Genomic DNA, 24067 nt, shown 5'->3' with positions numbered 1-24067 from the left:
CGGCCCCGGCTCAGCAGAGTCGGGGGAGCTCGGAGCCCTGAAGCTCCTCGATCACCGAATCGCGGCCGTCGGTGTCCCGCATCAGCACCGAGACCTCGGCCTCCTCGGTGACCTCACCGATGGTCACGGCGTCGGTCCCGTACTTGTGCGAGCGGAGCACGGCCAGCACGTCCTGCTCGGCGGCCGGGTCCACGAAGAGGCAGACACAGCCCTCGTTGGCGGCGTGGATCGGGTTGATGCCGAGCATGTCCATCGCCATCACGGTCTCGTGCTGGATGGGCAGCGCGTCCTGCTCGATCCGGATGGTCCGGCCGGCGGCCGCCGCGTACTCGTGCAGCACCGCGGCCAGGCCGCCCCGGGTCACGTCGCGCACCGAACGCACGCCGCCCTCGGGCGACTCGGTCAGCAGCGTGTCGAGCAGGCCGTTCAACGGCGCGCAGTCGCTGAGCACCCGCTGCTCGAAGCCGAGGCCCTCGCGGATCGACAGCAGGTGCACGGTGTGGTTGCCGATCGGCCCGCTGAGGATCACCTTGTCGCCGGGCCGGACGTTGGCCATCCGCAGCGGAACCCGCTCGAAGGTGCCCACGCCGGCGGTGTTGAGGTAGATCTGGTCGGCCTCGCCCTTGCGCACGACCTTGGTGTCGCCGCAGACGATCTGGACGCCGGCCTCCCGGGCCGTCTCCCGGATCGAGGTGAGCACCTGCACCAGCCTGGTGATCGGCAGGCCGGTCTCCAGGATCATCCCGAGCGTCAGGTAGAGCGGCTTGGCGCCCACCACGGCCAGGTCGTTGACGGTGCCGCAGACCGCGATCTTGCCGATGTCGCCGTTGCCGAAGAACGGCGGGTCGACGACGAAGGAGTCGGTGGTCATCGCGATCTGCCCGCCCGGGATGGGGAGCATCGCGCTGTCCTCCATCTCGCCGATGTAGACATCGCCGAGCGTCTCGACGATGAGGGAGATCAGCTCGTGGCTGAGCTGGGCCCCACTGCCGTGGTCGAGAACGACCTCGCCGAGGTCGTTCGCCGCGCTGGTCATCTGGTGTGTCCCTTCAGGACGTCGGGGGAGGAGACGACGTGTGGAACGGCCCACTACGGAAGGATCTTGACGACCTTGCGGGGAAGCTCGCCCTGCTCGTCGAGGGTGGCGAGGATCTCGTCGGAGTGCGCGACGGTGGCGCAGTAGCCGCCCAGCCACTCCAGGGCGCGGTCACGGTCCTCCGGGTTGCCGGAGACCACGCAGTCGGAGGGGACCCAGACGTTGTAGCCGCGGAAGAACGCGTCGGCCGCGGTGGTCTGCACACAGATCTGCGTCTGCAGGCCGGTGACCAGGACGGTGTCGATGCCGGCGGCCTGGAGCCGGTCGTGCAGCTCGGTCTCGTAGAAGCCGCTGTCCTTGTTCTTCTCGACGATCACGTCGGAGGGGTCCAGGAAGTCGGCGAGGATGGCCGCGCCCTGCGAGCCGCGCTGGAGCGGGAGGGTGCCGTCCAGGTCACGCTCCACGTTCGGGTCGTCGGGGAGGTTCACCAGCTGGAGGTGGTAGACGCTGTGGCCGCGGCCGCGGATGTCGTCCAGGAACTTGACGAAGGCCGGCTGAGCGTCGGCCATCGCGGAGGTCCGCTCGGGGGTCTTGTGGACCACGTCGGCCTGCAGGTCGTTGGTGAGTACGGCGATCTTGCCCATGGCTGTTCCTCGGGATGACTCGGAGCGCGGTGAAGTGGAGCGCGGTGAAGTGGAGGCGCGGAGGTTATGCAGGGGGATGCGCGTGGTGCTCTCGACGGACGGGTGCGACGACGTGGGTCGTCCTCGGAGGCGGGGCTTCGGGAGCGCCGCGCGGCCCGTCCGGGGGCGTGTGATGGGGGTGCCGCAATTCCTGAACTCGGCCCTCAACCTGCGATGTTGTGGGCTTGGTGGGGGTCTGCGGCCGCGCTGACTCTGGCATATGTGACTCTCCACCGTCAAGATCTTCACACAATGAAGATGCTGTGATACTTCCTCAGGTATGGATGATCTGACAGTTGCTGTTCCGGATCCCGGTGGGGACGGGGCGTCGCCTCCGACCGGCTCGTCCGGCGTCCGCGCGGGCGGCTCTCCGGCCGGCGCGCCCGCCCGGGCGGGTCTTCCGTTCCGGGGGCGCGCGGGACCCGATCACCGGGGTTGGTCGGACCAGCTCTGAGGAGTCGTGGCGTGGGCATGGGGTCAGCCGGATGACGACGGGCCGCACCGTGAGAACGGAGGGCGGCCGAGGTGCTTGGGCTGGGTGGTGGGCGGGAGCGGGGCACCGCGGGTCGTGGTCAGTCGAACGGGGTGACCCCCGACGCCTGGCCGCCTCCGACGCCGAGCCGCCCTCGGCGGTCGCGCCTGCCCGTAGGTCGCGCTGCGGCGCCCGGACGCCGGAGTCCGGTGGCGGGATCACCGCGGCGCGGGAAGGCTGGGCCGGGGGGACGCGTGCCCGCGCCCAGGTCCCGTGCCTGCGGCGGATCCGGCGCCCCAAGCGTGCGCCGCCATCGACGTGCAGACCCTGGAGATCCCGATGCCCGAAGTCACGAGCCCCTACGAGCCCGGCACCCCGTGCTGGGTCGACCTGTTCGCCGACGACCAGCAGGCCGCCCTGGACTTCTACCGCAGGCTGTTCGGCTGGGAGGGCGAGCCCGGCCCGGCCGAGTTCGGGGGCTACGCGATCTGCTCGCTCAACGGCAAGGCGGTCGCCGGCATCGCCCCCAAGATGCCGATGGACGACCGGCCGCCACCCCCGACCGTGTGGACCACCTACCTCGCGGTGGGGGACGCCGACGCCACCCAACGGAAGATCATCGAGGCCGGCGGCACGATGATCGCCCCGACCATGACCGTCGGTTCGGTCGGCCGGGTGGGCATCGCCGCCGACCCGGTCGGTGCGGTGTTCGGCATCTGGCAGCCGCTGGACTTCTTCGGGGCGCAGGTGGTCGGCGAGCCCGGCGCGGTGGTCTGGAACGAGTGCAACACCTCGGACGTCGAGGCGTCCGGCCGGTTCTACCGGGACGCCATCGGCCTCGACCACGGCCCGATGGCGGACATGGAGCCGTACCACGGGCTGACTGTCGACGGCCGCACGGTCGGCGGGATGCAGAAGATCGGTGAGCAGTTCCCGCCCGGGACGCCGCCGCACTGGCTGGTGTACTTCGCGGTGGCGGACGTCGACGCGACTGCCGCCACCGCCGCGCAGGCGGGGGGAGCCGTGGTCAAGGGTCCGTTCGACACCCCGGTCGGCAAGATGGCCGTGCTCCGCGACCCGCAGGGCGCGATGATGATGATCATGGCGCCGGAGCCGCTCACCGGCGGGTGAGGCGGCGGCGCGCGGCCCCGGCAGCTGGTTCCGTACCACCTGCCGGGCCCGCCCCTCGGCGCGCCGTGGCCGACGGGTGGGAACGCGCGGCGGCGACGGCGGGAACGCGCGGCGGGCTCAGAGCGCGATGAGGGCCTTCAGGGCGCGTCGCTCGTCCATCGCCGCGTACGCCTGCGGGACCTCGGCCAGGCCCACGGTCAGGTCGAACACGGGGGAGGGGTCGAGCCGCCCGGCCAGTACGTCCGCGAGCAGCTCGGGGATGTACGCGCGGGCGGGCGCGACGCCGCCGCGCAGCGAGACGTTGCGGTCGAACATCTGGGCGATGTCGACGCCGGCGCTGCCACCGTGCGGGACGCCGACGAATCCGACCGCCCCGCCGTCGCGGGCCACCGATATCGCGGTGCTCATCGACTCCTCGGTGCCGACCGCTTCCAGTACGGCCGTGGCGCCCTGGCCACCCGTCAGCTCGCGGACGGCGGCGATCGCCTCCGCTCCCCGCTCCGCGACGACGTCGCTCGCGCCGAAGAGCCGGGCGACGGCCGTCCGGTCCTGGTGCCGGCCGAGGATGATGATCCGCTCGGCGCCCAGCCGGTGCGCGGCGAGCACCCCGCACAGGCCCACGGCGCCGTCCCCGACCACCGCCACGGTCGCGCCCGGGCGGGCCCCGGCGGACAGTGCGGCGTGGTGGCCGGTGGACATCACGTCCGACAGGGCGAGCACGGCGGGCAGCAGTGCCTCGTCGATGTCGGCGGGCAGCTTGACCAGGGTGCCGTCGGCGAACGGGACCCGGACGGCCTCGCCCTGGCCGCCGTCCGAGCCGACCTCGCCCCAGAACCCGCCCTGCGGGCAGGAGGTGTGCAGCCCCTCCAGGCAGTAGGCGCAGGTGCCGTCCGACCAGACGAAGGGCGCCAGTACCCGGTCCCCCGGGCGCAGGCCGGTCACCCCGGCGCCGACCTCCTCGACGACGCCCAGGAACTCGTGCCCGATCCGCTGGCCGGCCTGCCGGGCGGCGACCCCGCGGTACGCCCACAGGTCGCTGCCGCACACGCAGGCGTGCGTCACCCGTACCACCGCGTCGCCGGCGTGTACGACGCCCGGGTCGGCGACCTCCTCGACGCGGATGTCCTTGGGGCCATGGATGACGGTGGCGCGCACGAGATCTCCTCGGTCGGGAAGCGGGGCCGGGCGGGTCGGACGGGAAGGCCGACCCCAGCACTTTGACCTGCCCGCCACCCTGCCGTCCAGCTACATGTTCTACAGAACCGGTTAAGCTGGCCTTATGCTCGAACTCCGGCGCCTGATCCTGCTGCGCGACCTCGCGGAGCACGGCACCGTCACCGCCGTGGCCGAGCTGCACCGGGTCACCGCCTCCGCCGTCTCCCAGCAGCTCAAGCAGCTGGAGGAGGAGACGGGCGTACGCCTGCTGGACCGCGATGGCCGCAGTGTGCGACTGACCGCCGCCGGGCAGGTGCTGGCCGCCGACACCGAACCCGTGCTGGCCGCCCTCGAACAGGCCCGGGCCAGGATGCGCGCGCTGGCCGGCCACACCGCGGGACCGTTCCGCCTCACCAGCTTCGCCAGTGCCCTGGCATCCCTGGCCGTGCCGCTGTGCACCGCCCTGGAGAGCGCCCACCCCGAGCTGCGGGTGCACATCACCGAGGCCGAACCGGAGACCGCCCTGCCGCTGCTGCGCCGGCGCCGCAGCGACCTCGCGCTCGTCTACCGGTACACCAACCTCCCGGCGGACGCGCCGGCCGGCATCGAGACCCGCGTGCTGCGGCACGACCCGCTGCTCGCCGTGCTGCGCGAGGACCACCCGGCCGCCTCGGCCGGGGCCGCCGAGGGCGCGGTGGCGCTGCACGAGCTGGCCCGGATGCAGTGGGTCACCGCGGTGGAGGGCAGCGCCTGCCGGGAGGCCGTGCTGCACGCCTGCCGGGCCGCCGGCTTCACCCCCCAGGTGCGGCACGCCTGCACGGACTTCGGCGCGATGCTCGCCCTGGTCGCGGCGGGCGGGCGGGCCGCCCTCGTCCCCCGGCTCGCGCTCTCGGCGCTGCCGCCCGGCCTGATCGCGCTGCCCGTCGCCGGAGGCGGGCCGGCCCGCACGATCGAGGCGGCCGTACGCCAGGGCAGCGCCGACGAACCGGCCGTGGCAGCCTGCCTCGGCGCGCTGGACGCGCTCGCGCAGGCCTGATCCGCCGGGCGGCGGCCGCGGCCACCTGCACGGCGGACCATCGAGCAGCGGGCCGCCAGTCGGCGCTGGAGCTCCTCGACCTCGCCCGACCTGCACCGGTCCCGAGATCAAGTGACTTTGCATCAGTCCTGTCTCGGTGCAGGTCGGATGACGTGCGAGGTGAACAGTGAGCTCTGAAATTGACAGGGGGCTCTGCGATATGGCCCCGGCGACTCGGCGGAATCAGCAGCTCGTTGAAAGGAATTCAGAATTGACAGGAGGCCCGACGGCATGCCCTGGTAACTCGCCGAAATTGGCTGTGAGTTGACGGACATTCAGAACTGACAGGGGTGTGACGATTGCCTACGGTCCACTCGTCAGGTCTTGATCGATCGCACCGAGGGAATTCATGGCCGCGTCCCCAGCATTGCCGCAGTCCAGGCAGCAGTTGCGGGCCGGTGCAGGATCGGGCGCGGGTCTCCGCGGAACAGGCCCGGCACGTCGCCGACTCGATCCACCAACCCACTCTTGCGCACGCTGCCGATGCTGCGTTCGTTCACGCCATGCACGTCGGCGCGGCCTGGATCATGCTCGTCGCACTCCTGGGAGCAGCTGTGCCGGTGATTGCCCTGCGTCCGGCCGGAAAGCCCACGGGGCCGGTGCGGGAGCCGGACCACGATCGAGGAGGCAGCCGCTCCGTGACCGGGGCGACCCCCCGTTCCGGGGTCGACGGCCAACCCGCTCGTGAGGGGGATCACCGGTAGCGGCTGCACCGATGGTCCCCGAGGGCGCCTTGTCGCCCGCCCCTGAGGCCCTCGGATCGATTCCTCCGCCGACAACACGTCTTGACGATGCATCGGCTCAGTGGTTCAGTGGCTCAGCCACTGAACCACTCTCATTCAACGGACTCCGAACGGAGAGCCTCGTCGATGACGCAGTCGCCAAAGAGGGCCCGGGGCACGGCATTCAGTGAGACGATGCTCGGCACCGTCCGGCTCGCCGGAGAGCCCGACGTGCGTCCCGTCCGGCTGGACCTCGCGGCCCGGGCGGACACCCCGCTGCTGCCGCACCGCACCACCCTGGCCACGGTGAACGGCCGGGTCCGGATCCGGGGCCTGGCCGACGACCCAGCGGCCGTCGGGGAGTTGGAGATCTCCCCGCTGGCCGGGAGGCGGATCCGCTACCGGCTGGAGTTCACCGCCGCCGGCCGCCGACACACTCTCGACGGCTGGAAGTCGATCTCCCCGTGGCGCCCGCTGGCCTCGATGACGATCCTGCCGTACAGCATCTTCGAGGACGGCCGCGAGGCCGGGCGCGGCATGCTGCGCTTCCCGCTCGCGACCGGCCTCCTGCCCTTCCTGGCGAGCTGGCGCTTCCCGCGGCCCGACCGGCCCGACCGGCCCGACCGGCCCGGGAGCGGCCCGTCCCGGCGCGGACCGCGGCGCGGATCCCGGCTCGACGAGCCGCACACCCCCCGCTGGGACGGCACACCCGCCCGTACCGAGGTCTGGTACACCACGCTCACCGACCCGGTCGGGGGCACGGGCGTTTGGCTGCACCACGAACTGACCGCCCCCGCCGACGGATCACCCGCCCACACCCACGGCTGGATCGCGCTCTACCCGCCCGAGGGCCCCGTCGAGCACGCCCGGTACGGCCCGCAGCCCTGGCAGCCGCCCGCCCCCGGCGGCCCCGGCCCGCACCGGCTGCGCGGCGCCGCGGGCCCCTACACCTGGGACCTGACGGAGCACCCGACCGGCCGGCCGCTGTACACCATGCCCCGGTGGGCCTGGCGGTACGGCGTCCTGCCCGCCGCCCACCTGCTCCCGTCCGCGACCTCCCGTTACACCGGCACCATCATCCACCCCGGCGGCCGGTTGCGCCTGGACGGAGCGCCCGGCGCCGGCGCCCGCATCCACGGCCACGGCCACGCGCGCCGCTGGGCCTGGCTGCACGCCGACCTCGGCCACGGGGACGTCCTGGAACTGGTCGCCGCCGTCGCCGGCCGGCGCGGCCTGGACCGGCTGCCGCCGCTGGTCTTCCTGCGGCTGCGCCGAGGCGGCCGCACCTGGCCCCGCAGCGCGCTGCGCCCGGCCCTGGGCCTGGCCGGGGCAGGGCGGTTCAGGGCGCGCATCGGCCTTCCCACCTGGACGGTGACCGGCCGCACCGGCCTGCGCCGGATCCGGGTCACCGTCCACCAGCCGGCGGGGCGCACCCTCGCGCTCGACTACACCGACCCGGACGGCAGCCGGGCCGTCTGCCGCAACAGTGAGGCCGCCGACGCCGAGATCACCCTGGAACGCTGGTGGGGCCGCTGGCGCCCCGAGGCCCGCTGGGACCTGGCCGGCACCGCGCACGCGGAGGTGGGCGGCCGATGAGCCCCGAGCCCAGCTCCTCTCCCCGTTCCGGGCCCGGCCAGGGCTCCGACCTCCCGTCCGGCCTCTCGTCCGGCCGCGACGACCCACCCAGCTCGCCCAGCAGCGCAGGCCGCAGGAGGGGCCGCAGCCGCCGCGCGCTGGTCGCCGCCCTGCTCGCCGACGACGGCCACGAGCGCTGGCCGGCCGCCACGGCCGACCGCCTGGAGGCGCTCCTCGCCGTGATGCCCGGCCCGGCCCGCACCGGGATCCACGGCGCGGCCGCCGCGCTGGACGCGTACGCCCTGCTGAGCACCGGCGCCAGACTGGACCGCCTCACCCCGGCCGATCGCGAGGCCCTCCTCGGCTCGCTGGCCGCCCGGCCCGCCCTGCTTCCACTGCTGGACGTCCTGAAGGTCCCGGTCATCCTGGCCGCGGGCACCGAACGAATGCTCCACCGCAACCCGGCCGCCGCGTCCGCGCGGCCGCCGGCACCCGAGGACCCCTGGCTGGACTGCGTGCCCTCCCACGAGTGGCCCGACCGGGCCACCGCGGACGCCGTCGTCATCGGCTCCGGCGCCGGCGGTGCGATGGCCGCCCGCACCCTGGCCCGCGCCGGGATGCGCGTCCTCGTCCTGGAGGAGGGCCGACACCACACCACCGCCGAGTTCGGCCGCCGCGCCCCGCTCGACCGCTTCGCCGACCTCTACCGGGACGGCGGCGCCACCGTCATGGCCGGCCGCCCGCCCGTCCTGCTCCCGACCGGCCGGGCGGTCGGCGGCACCACGGTCGTCAACTCCGGCACCTGCTACCGGACCCCCGGGTGCGTGCTGGAGCGCTGGCGCAGCCGCCACGGCCTCCCGCTGGCCGACGCGGCCGCCTTCGGCGAACACCTCGACGAGGTCGAACGGACCCTGCGGGTCGCCACCCAGCCCCTGGACGTCCTCGGCCGCAACGGCCTGCTCGCCCTGCGCGGTGCCGAACGCCTCGGCTGGCGCGCCGGGCCGCTGCGCCGCAACGCCCCCGGCTGCAAGGGCTCCTGCCAGTGCGTCGTGGGTTGCCCGGCCGGCGCCAAGCAGAGCGTGCAGCTGTCCGTCCTGCCCGGCGCCTGCTCCGCCGGCGCCCGGATCGTCACCGCCGCGCGGGTGCTGCGCATCCTCGCCGACCCGGACCGGCCCGGCGGCCCCCGGGCCGCCGGGGTCGCCGCCCGGCGGCCCGACGGTACGCGGTTCGAGATCCTCGCCCCGCTGGTCGTCCTCGCCGCCGGCGCCCTGCAGTCCCCGGCGCTGCTGCGCCGCTCGGGGCTCGGCGGCCACCCGATGACCGGCCGCAACCTGGCCGTCCACCCGGCGACCAGCGTCGCCGGCCGCTTCGCCGAGCCCGTCGCCGCCGGCCCCGCCGTCCTGCAGAGCGCGGGCGTCGAGGAGCTGCACGACCGGGGCATCCTGATCGAGGCGACCGCGCCGCCGCCCGGCATGGGCTCCTTCGTCCTGCCCGGCGTCGGACGGGAGCTGCGGGCCGAGCTGGAGGACGCGGACCGGCTCGCCACCTTCGGCGCGATGATCGCCGACCGGCCGGGCGGCCGGGTCCTCGGCAGGACGGGCAAGCTGCTGCGCTACGACCTGGACCGGGGTGACGGGAGGACGCTGCTGCGCGCCGTCGCGGCCATGGGGGAGCTGCTGTTCGCGGCCGGGGCGCAGGAGGTGCTCACCGGGCTGGCCCGGCACCCCCGGGTGCGCTCCACCGCCGAGCTGCACCAGGTGCTCGACCGGACCGGGGTGAGCAGCCTGCACCTGTCCGCGTTCCACCCGAGCGGCACCGTCGCGCTGGGCGCGGACCCGCAGCGGGCCCCGGCGGACGAGCAGGGGTGGCTGCGCGGTGTCCGGGGCGTCCTGGTCGCCGACGGCTCGGCGCTGCCCGGTTGCCCCGAGGTGAATCCTCAACTGACCATCATGGCCCTCGCACTCGCCGTCTCCCTGAACGCCATCGAGAAGCCTTCGCATTGCTCTTGATGACGTGTCATGTCCGCGCTTCACTTGGCGCGGCGCGTCACCCGATGGCGTGTCACTCCGTCCGACCCCTGGAGGTCCGCATGTCCGGTGCCCGTAGGCGCCCCAGAGTCTTAGCCGTCGCCACGCTCGCCCTGCTCGCCCTCACGGCCGGCCAGGGCGTCGCGGCGTCGGCCGCCCCCGGCCGCGCGGCGGACGCCGCGGCTGCCACCGCCGGGCCGTCGGACCGGTCCGCCGAGTCCGCCCGGTCCGCCCGGTCCGCCCAAATAGTCTCGGCCGAGGTCGGCCGGGTCGAGGACCAGGTCGCCCGCAGCCTGGCCGCCTCGCTCACCGACTCCGGCTGGCGCGCCCAGGTACGCGACGGCGTCGGCTCCGAATCCGTCGACCTGCACGCCCTGACCGCCCGCTCCGCCACCGCCGCCGCCCGGCAGCTGGGCGGCGAGGTCGACCAGGCCGACCGGCGGATCGCGGGTGCCAAGGGCCTCGGCACCGACCTCGGCCCGCTGCTGCGGGTCCAGCTGGCCGACCCCTCGATGCGCGGCGCGCTCGACACCGGGGCGGAGCCGCTGGTCGCCGCCGCCGTGGCCGACGACCACGCCGCCACGATCACCGCCTACGACGCGGCCGGGCGGGCGCACACCCTGGACGCCCGGCGGGTGCCCGACCGCCCGGTCTACGTGGTGGATCTCGACACCGCCAAGACCACGGCCGCCGGAATGGACGTGCTGCGCCGGGAGCTCGCCCGGAACGGCGTCAACGCCCCGACGGCCGCTGCGGGCCGGCCGGCCGCCGGTCAGCCGTCCGCCGCCGCGGCGGGGTGGTGGGCCACCAAGATCAACGCGATCGAGGTCTCGGACGACCAGGAGCCCTGGTTCAAGGGCGCCGCCGAGATGTTCACCCTCGTCACCGGCTTCGGCCAGGACGGCAAGCCCCGCGTCGACTCCGTCGACATGCCCTACCTGGACTACGACGGCACGGTGTACCACCCGAACCAGATCCTGGTGAACTGGTCCAACTACAAGTACAACCTCGCCGACGCCGTGATGATGGAGGACGACGGCAACACCAACTACCTCGCGCTGGCCCAGGCCATCGCCGCCGTCCTGCTCACCATCGCCGACCAGGGCGCGTACATCCCACTGGTCAGCGCGGTGCTGGCGGCCATGCCGGCCTCCTGGTGGACGGACGACCCGGACTACGTCGAGTCCTGGTACACCCTCGCGAAGAACAGCACGGGCCGCCTGGGCGGCGCCGCGGGCAAGGGCTGGATGACGGTCGAGCCCTACTTCGTCCAGCAGTTCTAGCACTTCCGCCAGTTCCACCAGTTCCGGCAGGTCCGATGGTCCCCGTGGTCCCGGCGGGTGGCGCAGCGCGCGCCCGCCGGGCTCCGGCCGGCCGGAGCGGTTCTTGACGGCCCGTCCGGCTCGCGCTTGACTCCGCTGACCGGCGGCGCGGCCGCCGGCGCACCACGCCCGTGGCCGTACCCGCACGACACCGCGCCGCAGCACACACAGCACAGCCGAGGAGACCCGTCCGTGTCCGTCGAGATCATCCCCCGCCAGTCCGTCGTGGACGTCCTGGAACACCGGCTGCGTGACGACATCCTGGACGGCACCCACGGGCCCGGCGCGCTGCTGCCGCCCGAGCGGGAACTCGCCGCCGGCTACGGCGTCACCCGCACCACCCTCAAACACGCGCTCTCCCGGCTCGAACAGGCCGGCTTGCTCAGCACCCGGCACGGCATCGGCACCCGCGTCCGCGACTTCCTCCGGGTCGGTGGCGCCGACCTGCTCCCCATGCTCGCCGCCCGCGACAACGGCTGGCTGACCGAGGTGTTCGAGGTACGGCGCCACATCGGCGCCCTGATCGCCCGCCGTGCCGCCGGCCGCCGCACCGCCCGCCAGGCCCGCCGCCTGACCGAACTGCTCCGGGCGGTGGCGCAGGCCCCCGACGGGGACGCCGCCCAGCTCGCCGACGTCGAGGTCCACCGGGAACTCGCCCGGGCCACCGGGAACCGGGTCTACCTGCTGTTGACCAACACCCTCTTCAACGCCTACCTCCCCGTCCGGGCCGCTCTGCGCGCCCCGTTCGAGGACCCGGCGGCCGCCGCCGAGCGCCTGGCCCCCGTCGTCCGGGCGGTGGCGGACGGCCTGCCCGAGCAGGCGGAGCGGGCCGCCGAGCGGTACCTGCGGGCCACCGAGAAGATCATGCTCGGCTCGCTCAAGGCCGACCGCGCCGGGTAGCCCGCCGGCCATCCTCCGCGCGTCGCCCGTCACACGCACGCGCCCAGGCGTGTCATATCAGTGGCGGCGGATTTCCGCCGCTGACTCCCAGGACACCCACAAGGAGCGCCGCCATGACCGAGGGCATCAAGACGATCATCTACCCCGTCAAGGACCTCGCCCGTGCCAAGACCCTGTTCAACAGCCTGGCCGGCGTCAAGCCGGTGATGGACCAGCCCTACTACGTCGGCTACGCCGTCAACGGCCAGGACATCGGCCTGGACCCCAACGGCCATGCCAAGGGCATGACCGGTCCGGTCGCCTACTGGCACGTCGACGACATCAGGGCCACCGTGAAGACACTCCAGGCCGCCGGAGCGCAGACGCTCCAGGACCCTCAGGACGTCGGCGGCGGCAAGCTCACCGCTCTGCTGAAGGACGCGGACGGCAACGTCATCGGCCTCATCCAGGCGGCCTGAGCCGGGGCGCCTGAGTCCGGGCGCCTGCCGCCGCGCGGCCCTGAGCCGCGCAGTCCTGAGCACCCGGCCCGAGCGCGTCGTAACCGCCGAGCCGCCGTGGGCGGGCCCAGCCCCGGGCCCGCCCACGGCCGCCGTGGGCCTCAGTCGCCGAGGAGCTCCAGATCGAGCCGGGCGAGGTGCTCGGGGTCGGCGAGGAGGTCGATCGCCACGATCCGGCCGTCCGTGATGGTGAAGCCGAAGACCACCCGCGGCTCCCCGCCCGGCGCCCAGACCAGCCCGGCGGCGCCGTCGATGAGGGCCGGCGGTGCGGCCCTGGCCCGCCCCATGAAGGTCCTGGCGACCGCCGCCGCGCCGCGCGACCCGCCGGCGCCCGCCAGGACGGCGGCACCGTCGGCGCGCAGCACCACCTCCGGGTCGAGCAGCGTGAGCAGGGCGTCGAAGTCCCCGCCGCGCGCGGCCGCGAGGAAGGCGGCGACGACCTCGCGCCGGCGGGCCGCATCCGCCTCGGGCGCCGTCCCGGCCCCCCTCACCCGGCGCCGCGCACGGCTGGCGAGCTGCCGGGTCGCCGCCGGAGTGTCGCGCCGGCTGTCACCGTAGTGACCCACGAGACCGGGCCGATGTGACCGAACACCGGCCGACCGCCCGCCGGGGTCACCCGGGCGGACGGCACCGAGGCCGCTCACCGCTCACGCCGCTCACCGCTCAGAACAGCGCGGGGGCGTCGTGCTCGTGCGGTCGCCGGCGGGGCCGCAGCTCCAGGCCCGCGCAGTGCGAGCGGTCGGTCGCGGTCAGGGTCCAGCCGGTGAGCAGGCGGGCGTCGAGCAGCAGTGGCCGGCCGCCCTCGGCCGGGTCGAGGAAGAGGTAGCGGCCGATCGGCGCGCGCAGGGCACCGGCCAGGGCGGCCCCGGCGGCCAGACCGATGATCTCCTGGTAGGCGGCGGGCGCGCCGTCGCGCAGGCCGAACAGCTCGACCTGGTCGGTGACCGGCCCGCCCGGGAACTGCTCGACGTCGTGGCCGTCGAGCAGTCGCAGCGCCGCGGTCCGGGCCTGCTCGATCGTCTCGCGGCGGGCGTCGGCGTCGCCGAGGCTCCACCACTGGTCGGTCTTGGTACGGGTGGTGAGGCGCTCGCGGGCGAGGCCGGACTGGGCGATCGTCAGCTCGGCCCGCCGGACGGCGGGGAGCGGTCCGCGCGCCGCCACGGTGAAGACCGGCGCGGCCTGTTCGAGCAGCCGCCGGGTGCCGCGCTGCTCGGCGGTGATGCCGACCTTGAGCAGGCCGGGCCCGAACCAGGCCAGGTACAGCAGGTACGTCTGCCCGTTGTCGAGCACGTGGTCCCGGGCCAGGGCGAGCCCCGGGTCCACGCTCTGGCACGGCCCGCACTGGACCGCGCTGGACCCGGGGTCGAGCTCCGACCGGTGCGGGCAGTGCCGGCGCCGCCGCTGCGCAGTGCTCCACATCCCGGTACAGCGGCGCGGGCCGGCCAGCAGCCAGGCGACCGGGGTGCCGGGCGTCAGCAGCCGCTCGTGCTCCCGCCGCCCGTTGGTCGCCGCCAGGTGGGGAGCGCCGTCCCGCCAGCGCAGCCCGGTCGCGATCCACCCACTCACCGGTGCCTCCACGCTCCCGCCTCCGATCCGGCCCGCCAGGCCGATCCCGGCCTCCGCCCAGCTCGCTCGCCCGCCCGGTTCGCCCTCCGCCCGGCCCGCCCTTCGGCCGCCCCTGCCGGACGCCTGCGCGTCGGCGGGCCGAGCGGCACCGGGAGGTGACAGATGCCGAGGTCCGGGGCCTGCCGGGCCGGAACTCAGGGTACCGCGCCGCTGCCGGCCCCCGGCCGTCAAGCGAGCGGACGCCCGGGCCGAGGGCCGGTAGAGTGCACCGATGTCTTCGCTACTTCGCCTGGAACAGGTCACCGCCGAGAACGTCGACGCCGCGTGCGAACTGAGGGTCCGGGCGGACCAGGAGGGGCTGGTCGCTCCGGTCGTGCGCTCGCTCGCCGAGGCGTACGCACAGCCCGAGGTCGCCTGGCCGCGGTTGGTCTTCGACGGTGAGCAGCTGGTGGGCTTCGTGATGGCCTTCCTCGACGTGCGGTTCAACCCGGAGGTGCCGGGCGACCGGCCGCGCTCCGGAATCTGGCGGCTGAACATCGCCGCCGGCCGGCAGGGGCGGGGGTACGGCCGCTTCGCCGTGCAGTCCGTGTGCGAGGAGATCCGGCGGCGTGGGCAGAGCGTCGCCACCGTGACCTGGGTGCCGGGGGAGCACGGGCCGGAGAGGTTCTACCTGGGTCTCGGCTTCCGCCGGACCGGGGAGACGAGCGGCGATCAGGTCGTCGGGGAGATGTCCCTGGCCGGGGCGAGTCCTGAGGTGTCATCGGCCGTGGCGCTCGGTGGTCTGCGGGGCGGGAGTGCAGGCGCGGTAGGGGTGGGGTGATCTCCGCCGTTCGCGCACCGGCGTCGAGCTGCTGAGGTAGCGTCAAAAGCGTTCCACCGCCCCGCGATCCGGGGCCGGAGCAGCAGGCGCGCCCCCATGTCGTCATCGCACTCACCGGGAGCCTTCCGACGTGTCCCACGTACTCGATCTCGTACGCGCGCGGACGCGCGAGGAGCCGCTCGCTCCGGCGGTGGTGACGGCGGCCGGCACTCTCGGCCGGGAGGCGCTGTACCGGCAGGCCGGGGTGCTGGCCGAGCGGCTGGCCTGGGCCGGGCTGCGGCCGGGGCAGGTGGTGCTGGTCCACCTCGGGCGTACGGTCGAACTCCCGGTCGCCGTACTGGGGGTGCTGCTGGCCGGCGGTGCGTTCTGCATCGTCGACCCGGCTGACCCGGCTGGCCCGGAGTCCCGGGTGCACCGGCTGTGCGAGGAGAGCGGTGCCCGGATCGCAGTCACGGCGGGCCTGCGGCTGACCGTGCGGCGGGAGGTGCAGGGCGGGGCCGGCGGCCGGGCGGACCTGGCGTACGTCGTCCTCACCTCCGGCTCGACCGGTGCGCCCAAGGCCGTCGCCATGCCCCACCGCGGCCTGGACAACCTGGTGTCCTGGACGCTCGCCACCACCTCGGACCAGCCGCTGCGGACCCTGCAGTACGCGCCACCGGGCTTCGGCGTGTTCGTCCAGGAGGTGTTCACCGCCTGGTGCGGCGGCGGGGCGCTGTACCTGCCCACCGACCGGGAACGCGACGATCCGGGCCGGGTCGCCGAACTGCTCGACGAGTGGCGGATCGAGCGGCTCTTCCTCCCACCGGTCGCTCTCGCGCGGCTGGCCGAGCTCACCGAGCGCACCGGCCGTCGCCCGCACGCCCTGCGGGAGGTGGCCGTGGCCGGCGAGGCGCTGCGGATCACACCCGGGCTGCGCCGCTTCTTCGCCGCCCTGCCGGGCTGCCGGCTGCACAACCACTACCTGGCCGCCGAGACGCACGTGGCCACCGCGCACACGCTGCCGGGCCCGCCGGAGCGGTGGCCGGACTCCCCGCCGATCGGCCGGCCCGTCGCGGGGACGAAGGCCCGCGTGGTGGACGGTGAACTGTGGATCGCCGGGCCGGGGTTGGCGCACGGGTACCTGAACGATCGGGCGCTGACCGGGCGCCGGTTCGTCCCGGTGGCGTGGGCGGCCGACGGGCGGGCGTACCGGACCGGCGACCTGGCCGTCGAGCGCCCGGACGGGCAGCTGGAGTACCGCGGGCGGGCGGACGACCAGGTCAAGATCGACGGGCACCGGGTGGATCCGGGCGAGATCGAGGCGGTACTGGCCGGCCACCCGGCGGTGCGGGAGTGCGCCGTCGCGGTGCGGGAGGGCGAGGGCGAGCGGTACCTGGTGGCGTACGCGGCGGTCGCGGCCCGGGGGCTCGGCGGCCCGGCGAGCGGCGCCGCCGGCTTGCGGGAGTACCTGGCCGGGCTGCTGCCCGCCCACCTGGTGCCCCGGTTGGTGCTCACCCTGCCGCAGCTGCCGCTCTCGCCGAACGGGAGGATCGACCGGGCGCGACTGCCGGATCCGCCGCCCGCCGCGGGTTGAGGCGGAGCGGGGCGCCCGACCCGGCGCCGGCCCGGGCGGGGGTGCCGGGGCGGACGCCCGGGCCGACACCGGGTCAGGCTTCCCGCCGGGTCAGGCGCCCCGCCGGTCCAGCGGCTCCCGCGACGCCTCCACGGCGGCCAGCCGGGCGGCCAGGGTCGGCCCGGCCGTCCGCATCGCCCCGCTCCGCACGATGTCCTGGTGCGTCGCCGCGATCCGGTGGATCTCGACCTCGCCCGTCAGGAAGGGCGCCCAGGCCCGCGAGGCCGGGCCGAGCGGGCTCGGCTCGGCGCCCGCGTCGAAGAACAGCACCGGCCCGTCGAAGACGTCCGGCCGGTGCGCCGCCATCGCCCGGACGTTCTCCTCGGCCACCGTCACCAGCGTCTCGATCACCTGCTCCGGCAGCGACCCGAGCGAGCTCCCGGCCGCCCGCAGCACCCGGGCGATCTCCGCCGCCGGTGGCCGGCCGGGGCCGCGCCAGGCCGGATCGGTGTCCCCGCCGAGGGCCAGGTGCAGCACGTCCGCCACACCGTTCGCCACCTCCCGCCCGGTGACCTGCCCGGGGTAGGAGTCGAACAGGGCGAGCAACGCCACCTGCTCTCCGCCCGCCCGCAGCTCGGCCGCGATCTGCTGCGCGACCGTACCCCCGAACGACCAGCCCGCGAGGACGTACGGGCCGTGCGGCTGGAGCTCGCGCAGCTGCCCGAGGTGGTGTGCCGCGAGCTCGCGTACCGACAGCGCGCCCGGGCGCCCGGTGACCAGCCGCGGGTCCTGGAGCGCGTGGACGGGGTGGCCGGCCGGCAGGTGGGCCGGCAGGGCCGAGTAGCACCAGCCCAGGCCGTTGATCGCGGGCACCAGGAAGACCGGTGTCCGGTCGCCTCCGGCGCGGTAGGCAAGGACGTCGCCGACCTCGCCGACCTCGCCGGCCTGCTCGTCACCGGGCTCAGCGCCGGTCAGACGCTGCTCCAGCCGGGCGACGGTCGGGCTGTCGAAGACGGCGCGGACGCCGGTCTCCACCCCCAGCACCTCGCGGATCCGGTTCGTCAGCCGGACGGCCAGCATGGAGTGGCCGCCCAGGTCGAAGAATCCGTCGTCCGGGCCGACCGAGGGCACGCCCAGGACCTCGGCGAACAGCTCGGCGAGGACCTCCTGCCGGGGCGTCAGCGGCCGGCCGGGGGAGGGCACCGGGGCGTGCTCGGGGGCGGGCAGCGCGGCCCGGTCGAGCTTGCCGTTGGGCGTCAGCGGCAGTGCCGGTAGCACCATCAGGGCGGAGGGCACCATGTACTCGGGCAGCCGCCGGGCAAGCCGGGCCCTGATCGCCACGGTGTCGGGAGCGGCCCCGGGCCGGGGGACGAGGTAGCCGACCAGGCGCGTCCCGCCTCCGCCCGTCCCGCCTCCGCCAGGACCGTCCCCGCCCGTCCCGCCTCCGCCAGGACCGTCCCCGCGGGCCAGCACCACGGCTCGCGCGACCTCGGGCTCCTCGCCCAGCGCCGCCTCGATCTCGCCGGGTTCGATCCGGAAGCCGCGGATCTTCACCTGGTGGTCGGTGCGTCCGAGGAAGGTGAGCTGCCCGTCCCGGGCCTGGCGCACCACGTCGCCGGTCCGGTACATCCGGCTCCCCGGCGGGCCGAACGGGTCCGCGAGGAAGCGCTCGGCCGTCAGCGCGGGCCGTCCCAGGTAGCCCCGGGCGACGCCGGTGCCGGCGATGTACAGCTCGCCCGGTGTGCCGGTCGGGACGGGCCGCAGCCGTGCGTCCAGTACGTAGACCCGGGTGCCCGCCACCGGCCGCCCGATCGGTGGCGGGCCGGGACGCCGGCCGGGGCCCGCGTCGAGCGTGGCGCAGAGCGAGTAGACCGTCGTCTCGGTCGGCCCGTACCCGTTGGTGACCTCGGCGCCGTGCTCGGCCAGCGCTTCGGCGAGCGCGGCGGGCAGCGCCTCCCCGCCGATCACGATCCGCAGGCCCCGGACCGCCTCCGGGTCCGTCATCCGCAGCAGCTCCCAGAGGCCGGGCGTGCCCTGGGCGAGGGTGATCCGGTGCCGGCGGATCAGCGCGGCCAGCGCGGCGGGGTCGCGCACGGCCGCGCCGGGAGCGATGACCACGGCGGCGCCGGTGAGCAGCGGGAGGTACATCTCCAGCCCGGCGATGTCGAAGGCGATGGTGGTGACGGCGAGCATCCGCTGCCCGGGCGCGAGCGGGAACCGCTCGCGCATGTCCGTGAGCAGGTTCAGCAGGTTCCCGCGGGTGACCACGACCCCCTTGGGCCGGCCGGTCGAGCCCGAGGTGTAGATGACGTAGGCGGCCGTGTCCGGCCCGGGGGGCGCGGGCAGTTCCGCGGGGTGCGGGTCCTGGGCGGGCCGGGCGGCGATGAGCGCCGCGGTGGCCGGATCGTCGAGGACGATCCGGGTGGCGCCCTCGGCCCCGCCGGGCGGCAGCGCCCGTTCACCGTCCCGGTCGGTCAGCAGCAGGACGGGCCGGGTGTCGCCGAGGATGAAGGCGAGCCGCTCGGGCGGGCTGTCGGGGGCCAGCGGCAGGTAGGCGGCGCCGGTCTTGAGCACCGCGAGCAGCGCCACCGGCAGCTGCTCGGAGCGCCCCAGCACCAGCGCCACGAAGCGCTCGGGCCCGGCGCCCAGCTCCAGCAGGTGCCGGGCCAGCCGGTTGGCGCGGGCGTTGAGCTGGGCGTACGTGGTCGCGGCGCCGTCGAACAGGACGGCGGGCAGGTCGGGTGTACGCCGGGCCTGGCCCTCGATCAGCTCGGTGAGGCTCTGCTGCGGCAGCGGCCGGGCGGTGCCGTTCCACTCGACCAGCTGCCGGTGCCGCTCCCGCTCGCTCAGCAGGTCGATCTCCTCGATCGGCTGCCCGGGGTCGGCCGCGACCGCCTCCAGCAGCCGGGTCAGCCGGCCGGCGAGGTCCGCCGCGCCCTCCCGGTCGAACAGGTCGGCGCTGTACTCCAGGGTGCCGGCGATGCCCGCCGGGGTGCCCTCGGCGGCGAAGCGCTCGCTCAGGTACCAGGTCAGGTCGAACTTGGCGGTGCCGGTGGAGGCGGTGCCGGGCCGGCTCTGCAGGCCCTCCAGCCGCAGATCGGGGGCGCCGCCGGTGGCCAGCGAGAGGAACACCTGGAACAGCGGGTGGCGGGAGAGCGAGCGGGCCGGCTGGAGGTGTTCCACCAGCAGCTCGAAGGGCAGACCCTGGTGCTCGTAGGCGGCCAGGTCCGCGTCCCGTACCCGCTCCAGCAGTTCGGTGAAGGTCGGCTCGCCCGAGGTGTCGGCGCGCAGCACCAGGGTGTTGACGAAGAAGCCGACCAGGTCGTCCAGCGCCTCGTCCTCGCGGCCGGCCACGGCGGTGCCGAGCGGGATGTCCGTCCCGCAGCCCAGCCTGGTCAGCAGCGCGGCCAGGGCGGCGTGCAGCACCATGAACACGGTGGCGCCGTGCCGGCGGGCCAGCTCCTGGAGGTCGGCGTGGGTCCAGGCGTCCAGGCGCAGCGGGACGGCGGCGCCGCGGTAGGAGGCGCGGGCGGGCCTGGGCCGGTCCGCGGGCAGCGGCAACTCCTCCGGGATTCCGGCCAGTGCCCGGCGCCAGTAGGCGAGTTGGGTGGAGAGCGGGCTGTCCTGGTCCTGTTCGGTGCCGAGCGTCTCGCGCTGCCAGAGCGCGTACTCCGGGTACTGCACCGGCAGTGGCTGCCAGTCGGGTGCCAGTCCGGCCCGGCGGGCGCGGTACGCGCGGGAGAGGTCGGCGGCGAGCGGGCCCATCGACCAGCCGTCACCGGCGATGTGATGGATCACCAGGACGAGGATCTGCTCGGCCGGTCCGGTGCGTAGCACGGTGGCCCGCAGCGGGAGTTCGGCCGAGATGTCGATGGGCCGGCCGAGCAGCCGGGCCACCTCCGGTTCGGTGTCGGCCGCGTCGCAGTCGCTGAACTCCACCGGCACCCGGGCGAGTTCGGGGGCGGTCACGCGCTGGGCGGGCTCGCCGTCCTGCTCGAAGTAGCTGGTGCGCAGGGCGTCGTGCCGGGCGGCCAGGTCCTGCACGGCGGCGCCGAACGCCTTCTCGTCCAGCTCGCCGTGCAGCCGGACCACCAGCGGGAGGTTGTAGGTGGCGCTCGGCCCCTCCAGCCGGTGCAGGAACCAGAGTCTGCGCTGGGCGAACGACAGGGGCGGCGCCGCCGGGCGCGGCCGCTCGGCCGTGAGGTCCCTCGCAACGCCTGCCACATCTGCCCCCTGAATCTCGGTCGGCTCGTAAGGATCCTGTGCTCATGTCATTTCGGCTGTCAACAGCCCCTGTGACAGGGCCGCGTCAGCGATTGGCCGGTTCGCGCCGGTCCGCCGCCGTGGGTCTGGTGGGGCTGCGGATGCCGGAGGTAGCGTCGGCCCGGTCTCGTACCATCGCGCGCTGGGAGGGAAGTCGTGCCGGTGAGGTACCGAAACCTGGGTGGGGCCGGCGTGCAGGTCAGCCGCCTGGCGCTGGGCACCATGAACTTCGGCCCCAGGACGCCGGAGGACGAGGCCCACGCCGTCATGAGCCGGGCGCTGGAGCTGGGCGTCAACTTCTTCGACACCGCCGACATCTACGGCGGGAGGATCGGCGAGGGCATCACCGAGCAGATCATCGGCCGCTGGCTCGCCGCCGACCCGGCCCGCCGCGAGCAGATCGTGCTGGCCACCAAGGTGTACGGCCCGATGGGCCGCACCCCCAACTCCGCCCGGCTCTCCGCCCTGCACATCCGCCGGGCCTGCGAGGCCTCGCTGCGGCGGCTGCGCACCGACCATCTCGACCTCTTCCAGCTCCACCACATCGACCGCACCACCCCGTGGGAGGAGATCTGGACGGCGCTGGAACTCCTGGTCGCCCAGGGCAAGGTGATCTACGTCGGCTCCTCCAACTTCGCCGGCTGGCACCTCGCCCGGGCCCAGGAGGTGGCCCGCCGGCGCGGCTCCCAGGGGCTGGTCAGCGAGCAGTCGGTCTACAACCTGCTGGAGCGCAGCGTCGAGCGGGAGGTGCTGCCGGCCTGCGCCGAGTACGGCATCGGGCTGCTCCCGTACAGCCCGTTGCAGGGCGGCCTGCTGGCCGGTGTGCTCCGGCGCGGTGACGAGGCCGGCCGCAGCACCGAGCCCAAGGCCCGCCGGCAGCTGGAGCGGCACCGCGAGCGGATCGCGGCGTACGAGAGCTGGTGCGCCGAGCTGGGCGAGGACCCGGCCTCGGTGGGCCTGGCCTGGCTGCTGCACCGGCCGGGGGTGACGGCGCCGGTCGTCGGGCCGCGCACGGTCGGCCAGTTGGAGGGCGCGATGCGGGCGCTGAGGGTCTCGCTCGACGACACGCAGCTGAAGGAACTGGACGCCATCTTCCCGGGCCCCGGCGGCCCGGCCCCGGAGGCGTACGCCTGGTGACGGCGCGGCCCGCGCCTCGCCGAGGGCACCCCGCGCCCCGCTGAGCGCACCCCGCCGCCGCCTCACGGGCCCGCCAGCAGGGCCAGGTGCTCGTCGCGGACCACGCCGAACCGCAGCGCGGTGGAGACCACCGCCTCACGCTGCCAGTTCACCCGCGGGCCGGTGCCGGGCAGTTGCTCGGTCCGGACCCGCAGCTTGCGCCGGGCCAGGTAGTCGATGTGGAAGTTGACGGCGGCCTGGGTGATGGACCGGCAGGACTCCAGTCCGCGCAGGCGCTGGACGATCTCGCGGGTGCCGGGGATGGCCGGGTTGGAGGCGTCCCCGAGCCTGGGCTCGCACAGCGCGACCAGCACCAGGAAGTACTTGGCCGTGCAGTCCAGCGAGAAGGCCGCCGCCATCTGGTCCGGCGGGTGGCCCGGCGGGGCGGGTACGTCCAGGTACGCGGGGGCCGGCGCGGTGACCGTCAGCGACAGCAGGCCGTCCGCCGAGGGCAGCATGACCCGGGCGTGGGTGAACGGGACGGGCATGTCGAGGCGGCCGGGTGGTACCCGCAGGTACTCTCCGCCGCCCTCGGCGTTCTCCACCACGTAGCTGCGCAGCCGGCTGAGGTTGGTGATCAGCCAGAATCCGTCCGCGGCTCTGATCCGGCCGGCCACCGGCTCCCCGGCGGGGTCGTCCAGCGGGACGTCCACCGACTGGCCGGCCACGCCCCGGCCGAACGTCACCGCGTGGCCGGGCCGGACCTCGACCGGGCCGCCGGCGCCCTCGCCGGGCACCGCGACGAACAGCGCGGATGTGCCTGCACCCATGGCTGCCTCCCCTCCCTCGTTCAGCTCCCCGCCCCGGGTGAGCTCCGCGCCCGTGTTCAGGTCTTCGCCCGGTGGCCGCCCGGCTCGGGTATGAGGCTGACCTCCAGCCGGTCGAGACCGCGCAGGAAGTTGGACGCGCGGCGCGGCGCCTCGCCGCTCACCTCGAACGACTCCACCCGCCGCAGCAGGGCCTCCAGCAGGCAGCGCACCTCCGTGCGGGCCAGGGCCGCGCCGATGCAGTAGTGCGGGCCGCCGCCGAAGCCCAGGTGCGGGTTGGGCCGGCGGTCGATCAGGAACTCGTCCGGGTCGGTGAAGACCGTGTCGTCGTGGTTGCAGGACGGCAGCCAGACCACCACCCTGTCCCCCGCGCGGATCCGGGCCGCGCCGATGAGGGTGTCCTCGGTGGCGGTGCGCATGGCGTGCATGGCGGGGGAGGTCCAGCGCAGGACCTCCTCCACGGCGGTGTCCAGCAGCCCCGGGTCCTGCTTCAGCCGCCGCCAGGCGTCCGGCCGCCGGGCGAGGGCGAGCACCGCCCCGGAGACGGCGTGCGGGGTGGTCTCCAGCCCGCCGTTCATCAACCCGTCGCAGTTCAGCAGGACTTCGTCGTCGGAGAAGGGCCGCCCGGCCGCCCGGGCCTGCGCGAGCGAGCTGACGATGTCGTGCCCCGGGCACTCCCGGCGCTCGTCCAGCAGGTCGGCGAAGTACCCGAAGATCTCGGTGTGCGCGGCGGTCCTGGCGACCGCGCCGGCCGGGCTCTCGTCGGCGTCGTCGAACGCGCCGGCCATGATCCGCTCCAGTGCGGGCCGGTCGGCCTCGGGGATCTCCATCATCTGGAACAGCACCCAGGTGGGGATCTGCACGGCCAGCTCGCCGACCAGGTCGAACGCCCCGCCGCGGTCGACGAGTTCGGCGATCCGCGCGTCCATCCGCCGTTGCAGCACGGGGGTGAGCGCCGCGACGGCCCGGCTGTTGAACCAGGACTGGTGGGCGCCGCGCAGCCGTCGGTGGTCCGTGCCGTCGGAGACCACCAGCATCCGCCCCGCGGCGGCCTGCACCCCGAGCGGGTTGCTGCCCAGCCGCATGCCGCGGGCGGACACGAAGGTACCCGCGTCCTTGATCACCCGGTTGCCCTCGGCGTGCGCGGTGACGGACCAGAACCCGCCCGTGCGCCGCGACTCGCACCAGGCGACGGGGTGCAGCCGGCGTGCCTCGCGCCACACCTCGTGATGGTGCTCGTCGGTGTAGAGGTGCGGGTCGGCGAGATCGAGGTCTGCCGCGCCGGCGCTCCAGCGGGGGTTGCGGTCGTTCACTGTTTCCTCTCCTGG

At 74.9% G+C, this 24067-nt stretch carries 18 protein-coding genes; 10 read left to right on the top strand and 8 right to left on the bottom strand.

Annotated elements, in window-relative coordinates; genetic code table 11:
* Positions 1-10 precede the first annotated feature (10 nt).
* Positions 11-1036, bottom strand: coding sequence for a hydrogenase expression/formation protein HypE (hypE, locus tag ACIBH3_RS28170; RefSeq protein ID WP_396314898.1), 1026 nt, complete (start codon positions 1034-1036; stop codon positions 11-13).
* A gap of 53 nt (positions 1037-1089) precedes the next feature.
* Positions 1090-1680, bottom strand: coding sequence for a cysteine hydrolase family protein (locus ACIBH3_RS28165; protein ID WP_396314897.1), 591 nt, complete (start codon positions 1678-1680; stop codon positions 1090-1092).
* A gap of 850 nt (positions 1681-2530) precedes the next feature.
* Between ACIBH3_RS28165 and ACIBH3_RS28160 the strand changes: the two genes are divergently transcribed.
* Entirely contained in the window at positions 2531-3322 is a 792-nt protein-coding gene (locus ACIBH3_RS28160; RefSeq protein ID WP_396314896.1) for a VOC family protein, read from the top strand.
* 117 nt (positions 3323-3439) lie between these two features.
* Here the strand turns inward: ACIBH3_RS28160 and ACIBH3_RS28155 are convergent, their stop codons facing one another.
* Positions 3440-4477: a zinc-dependent alcohol dehydrogenase family protein gene (locus ACIBH3_RS28155; protein ID WP_396314895.1), complete on the bottom strand. Its 1038-nt coding sequence runs from the start codon at positions 4475-4477 to the stop codon at positions 3440-3442.
* Between the two features lie 124 nt (positions 4478-4601).
* On the opposite strand from ACIBH3_RS28155, the gene ACIBH3_RS28150 reads away from it, so the two are divergent.
* From ACIBH3_RS28150 to ACIBH3_RS28125, 6 genes are all read left to right on the top strand, one after another.
* On the top strand, positions 4602-5513 hold the full coding sequence (locus ACIBH3_RS28150) for a LysR family transcriptional regulator (protein WP_396314894.1): 912 nt from the start codon (positions 4602-4604) through the stop codon (positions 5511-5513).
* A 908-nt stretch (positions 5514-6421) separates the two neighbouring features.
* Positions 6422-7870, top strand: coding sequence for a hypothetical protein (locus ACIBH3_RS28145; RefSeq protein WP_396314893.1), 1449 nt, complete (start codon positions 6422-6424; stop codon positions 7868-7870).
* The gene (locus tag ACIBH3_RS28140; protein ID WP_396314892.1) at positions 7867-9858 is read left to right on the top strand and encodes a GMC family oxidoreductase N-terminal domain-containing protein; all 1992 of its coding nucleotides are present in this window, start codon (positions 7867-7869) and stop codon (positions 9856-9858) included. Before ACIBH3_RS28145 ends, ACIBH3_RS28140 begins: the two co-directional genes overlap by 4 nt.
* An 80-nt stretch (positions 9859-9938) precedes the next feature.
* Positions 9939-11159, top strand: a complete 1221-nt coding sequence (locus ACIBH3_RS28135; RefSeq protein WP_396314891.1) for a DUF3103 family protein — start codon at positions 9939-9941, stop codon at positions 11157-11159.
* A 231-nt stretch (positions 11160-11390) separates the two neighbouring features.
* The gene (locus ACIBH3_RS28130) at positions 11391-12098 is read left to right on the top strand and encodes a FadR/GntR family transcriptional regulator (RefSeq protein WP_396314890.1); all 708 of its coding nucleotides are present in this window, start codon (positions 11391-11393) and stop codon (positions 12096-12098) included.
* 113 nt (positions 12099-12211) lie between these two features.
* A complete protein-coding gene (locus tag ACIBH3_RS28125) occupies positions 12212-12556 on the top strand; it encodes a VOC family protein (protein WP_396314889.1) in 345 nt (114 codons plus the stop codon).
* A 140-nt stretch (positions 12557-12696) separates the two neighbouring features.
* Here the strand turns inward: ACIBH3_RS28125 and ACIBH3_RS28120 are convergent, their stop codons facing one another.
* Both ACIBH3_RS28120 and ACIBH3_RS28115 read right to left on the bottom strand, forming a co-directional pair.
* The gene (locus ACIBH3_RS28120) at positions 12697-13161 is read right to left on the bottom strand and encodes a hypothetical protein (protein ID WP_396314888.1); all 465 of its coding nucleotides are present in this window, start codon (positions 13159-13161) and stop codon (positions 12697-12699) included.
* Between the two features lie 97 nt (positions 13162-13258).
* A complete protein-coding gene (locus ACIBH3_RS28115; protein ID WP_396314887.1) occupies positions 13259-14161 on the bottom strand; it encodes a DUF2797 domain-containing protein in 903 nt (300 codons plus the stop codon).
* Between the two features lie 271 nt (positions 14162-14432).
* Here ACIBH3_RS28115 and ACIBH3_RS28110 point away from each other — a divergent pair, with 271 nt between their 5' ends.
* Together ACIBH3_RS28110 and ACIBH3_RS28105 are read left to right on the top strand one after the other, a co-directional pair.
* Positions 14433-14981 carry a GNAT family N-acetyltransferase gene (locus tag ACIBH3_RS28110; protein ID WP_396314886.1) on the top strand — a complete coding sequence of 183 codons (549 nt, stop codon included), beginning with the start codon at positions 14433-14435 and terminating at the stop codon, positions 14979-14981.
* Between the two features lie 130 nt (positions 14982-15111).
* Positions 15112-16554 (top strand): AMP-binding protein, encoded by a 1443-nt coding sequence (locus tag ACIBH3_RS28105; RefSeq protein ID WP_396314885.1) that lies wholly within the window; start codon positions 15112-15114, stop codon positions 16552-16554.
* 90 nt (positions 16555-16644) lie between these two features.
* Here ACIBH3_RS28105 and ACIBH3_RS28100 read toward each other — a convergent pair whose 3' ends face one another.
* Entirely contained in the window at positions 16645-20757 is a 4113-nt protein-coding gene (locus ACIBH3_RS28100) for an amino acid adenylation domain-containing protein (protein WP_396314884.1), read from the bottom strand.
* A gap of 201 nt (positions 20758-20958) precedes the next feature.
* Here ACIBH3_RS28100 and ACIBH3_RS28095 point away from each other — a divergent pair, with 201 nt between their 5' ends.
* On the top strand, positions 20959-21933 hold the full coding sequence (locus ACIBH3_RS28095) for an aldo/keto reductase (protein ID WP_396314883.1): 975 nt from the start codon (positions 20959-20961) through the stop codon (positions 21931-21933).
* Positions 21934-21995: 62 nt separating this feature from the next.
* Here the strand turns inward: ACIBH3_RS28095 and ACIBH3_RS28090 are convergent, their stop codons facing one another.
* The gene (locus ACIBH3_RS28090; protein WP_396314882.1) at positions 21996-22742 is read right to left on the bottom strand and encodes a serine/threonine protein kinase; all 747 of its coding nucleotides are present in this window, start codon (positions 22740-22742) and stop codon (positions 21996-21998) included.
* Positions 22743-22798: 56 nt separating this feature from the next.
* Entirely contained in the window at positions 22799-24052 is a 1254-nt protein-coding gene (locus ACIBH3_RS28085) for a cytochrome P450 (protein WP_396314881.1), read from the bottom strand.
* Positions 24053-24067: the final 15 nt, after the last annotated feature.

The sequence above is a fragment of the Kitasatospora sp. NPDC050543 genome (genome assembly GCF_044457565.1).
GTDB lineage: Bacteria > Actinomycetota > Actinomycetes > Streptomycetales > Streptomycetaceae > Kitasatospora.
This window is presented reverse-complemented; position numbering and strand designations above follow the sequence as displayed.

Coding starts and splice junctions, on each gene's coding strand:
- hypE (WP_396314898.1), bottom strand. CDS start 1,036: ATGACCAGCGCGGCGAACGACCTCGGCGAGGTCGTTCTCGACCACGGC.
- ACIBH3_RS28165 (WP_396314897.1), bottom strand. CDS start 1,680: ATGGGCAAGATCGCCGTACTCACCAACGACCTGCAGGCCGACGTGGTC.
- ACIBH3_RS28160 (WP_396314896.1), top strand. CDS start 2,531: ATGCCCGAAGTCACGAGCCCCTACGAGCCCGGCACCCCGTGCTGGGTC.
- ACIBH3_RS28150 (WP_396314894.1), top strand. CDS start 4,602: ATGCTCGAACTCCGGCGCCTGATCCTGCTGCGCGACCTCGCGGAGCAC.
- ACIBH3_RS28145 (WP_396314893.1), top strand. CDS start 6,422: ATGACGCAGTCGCCAAAGAGGGCCCGGGGCACGGCATTCAGTGAGACG.
- ACIBH3_RS28140 (WP_396314892.1), top strand. CDS start 7,867: ATGAGCCCCGAGCCCAGCTCCTCTCCCCGTTCCGGGCCCGGCCAGGGC.
- ACIBH3_RS28135 (WP_396314891.1), top strand. CDS start 9,939: ATGTCCGGTGCCCGTAGGCGCCCCAGAGTCTTAGCCGTCGCCACGCTC.
- ACIBH3_RS28125 (WP_396314889.1), top strand. CDS start 12,212: ATGACCGAGGGCATCAAGACGATCATCTACCCCGTCAAGGACCTCGCC.
- ACIBH3_RS28110 (WP_396314886.1), top strand. CDS start 14,433: ATGTCTTCGCTACTTCGCCTGGAACAGGTCACCGCCGAGAACGTCGAC.
- ACIBH3_RS28090 (WP_396314882.1), bottom strand. CDS start 22,742: ATGGGTGCAGGCACATCCGCGCTGTTCGTCGCGGTGCCCGGCGAGGGC.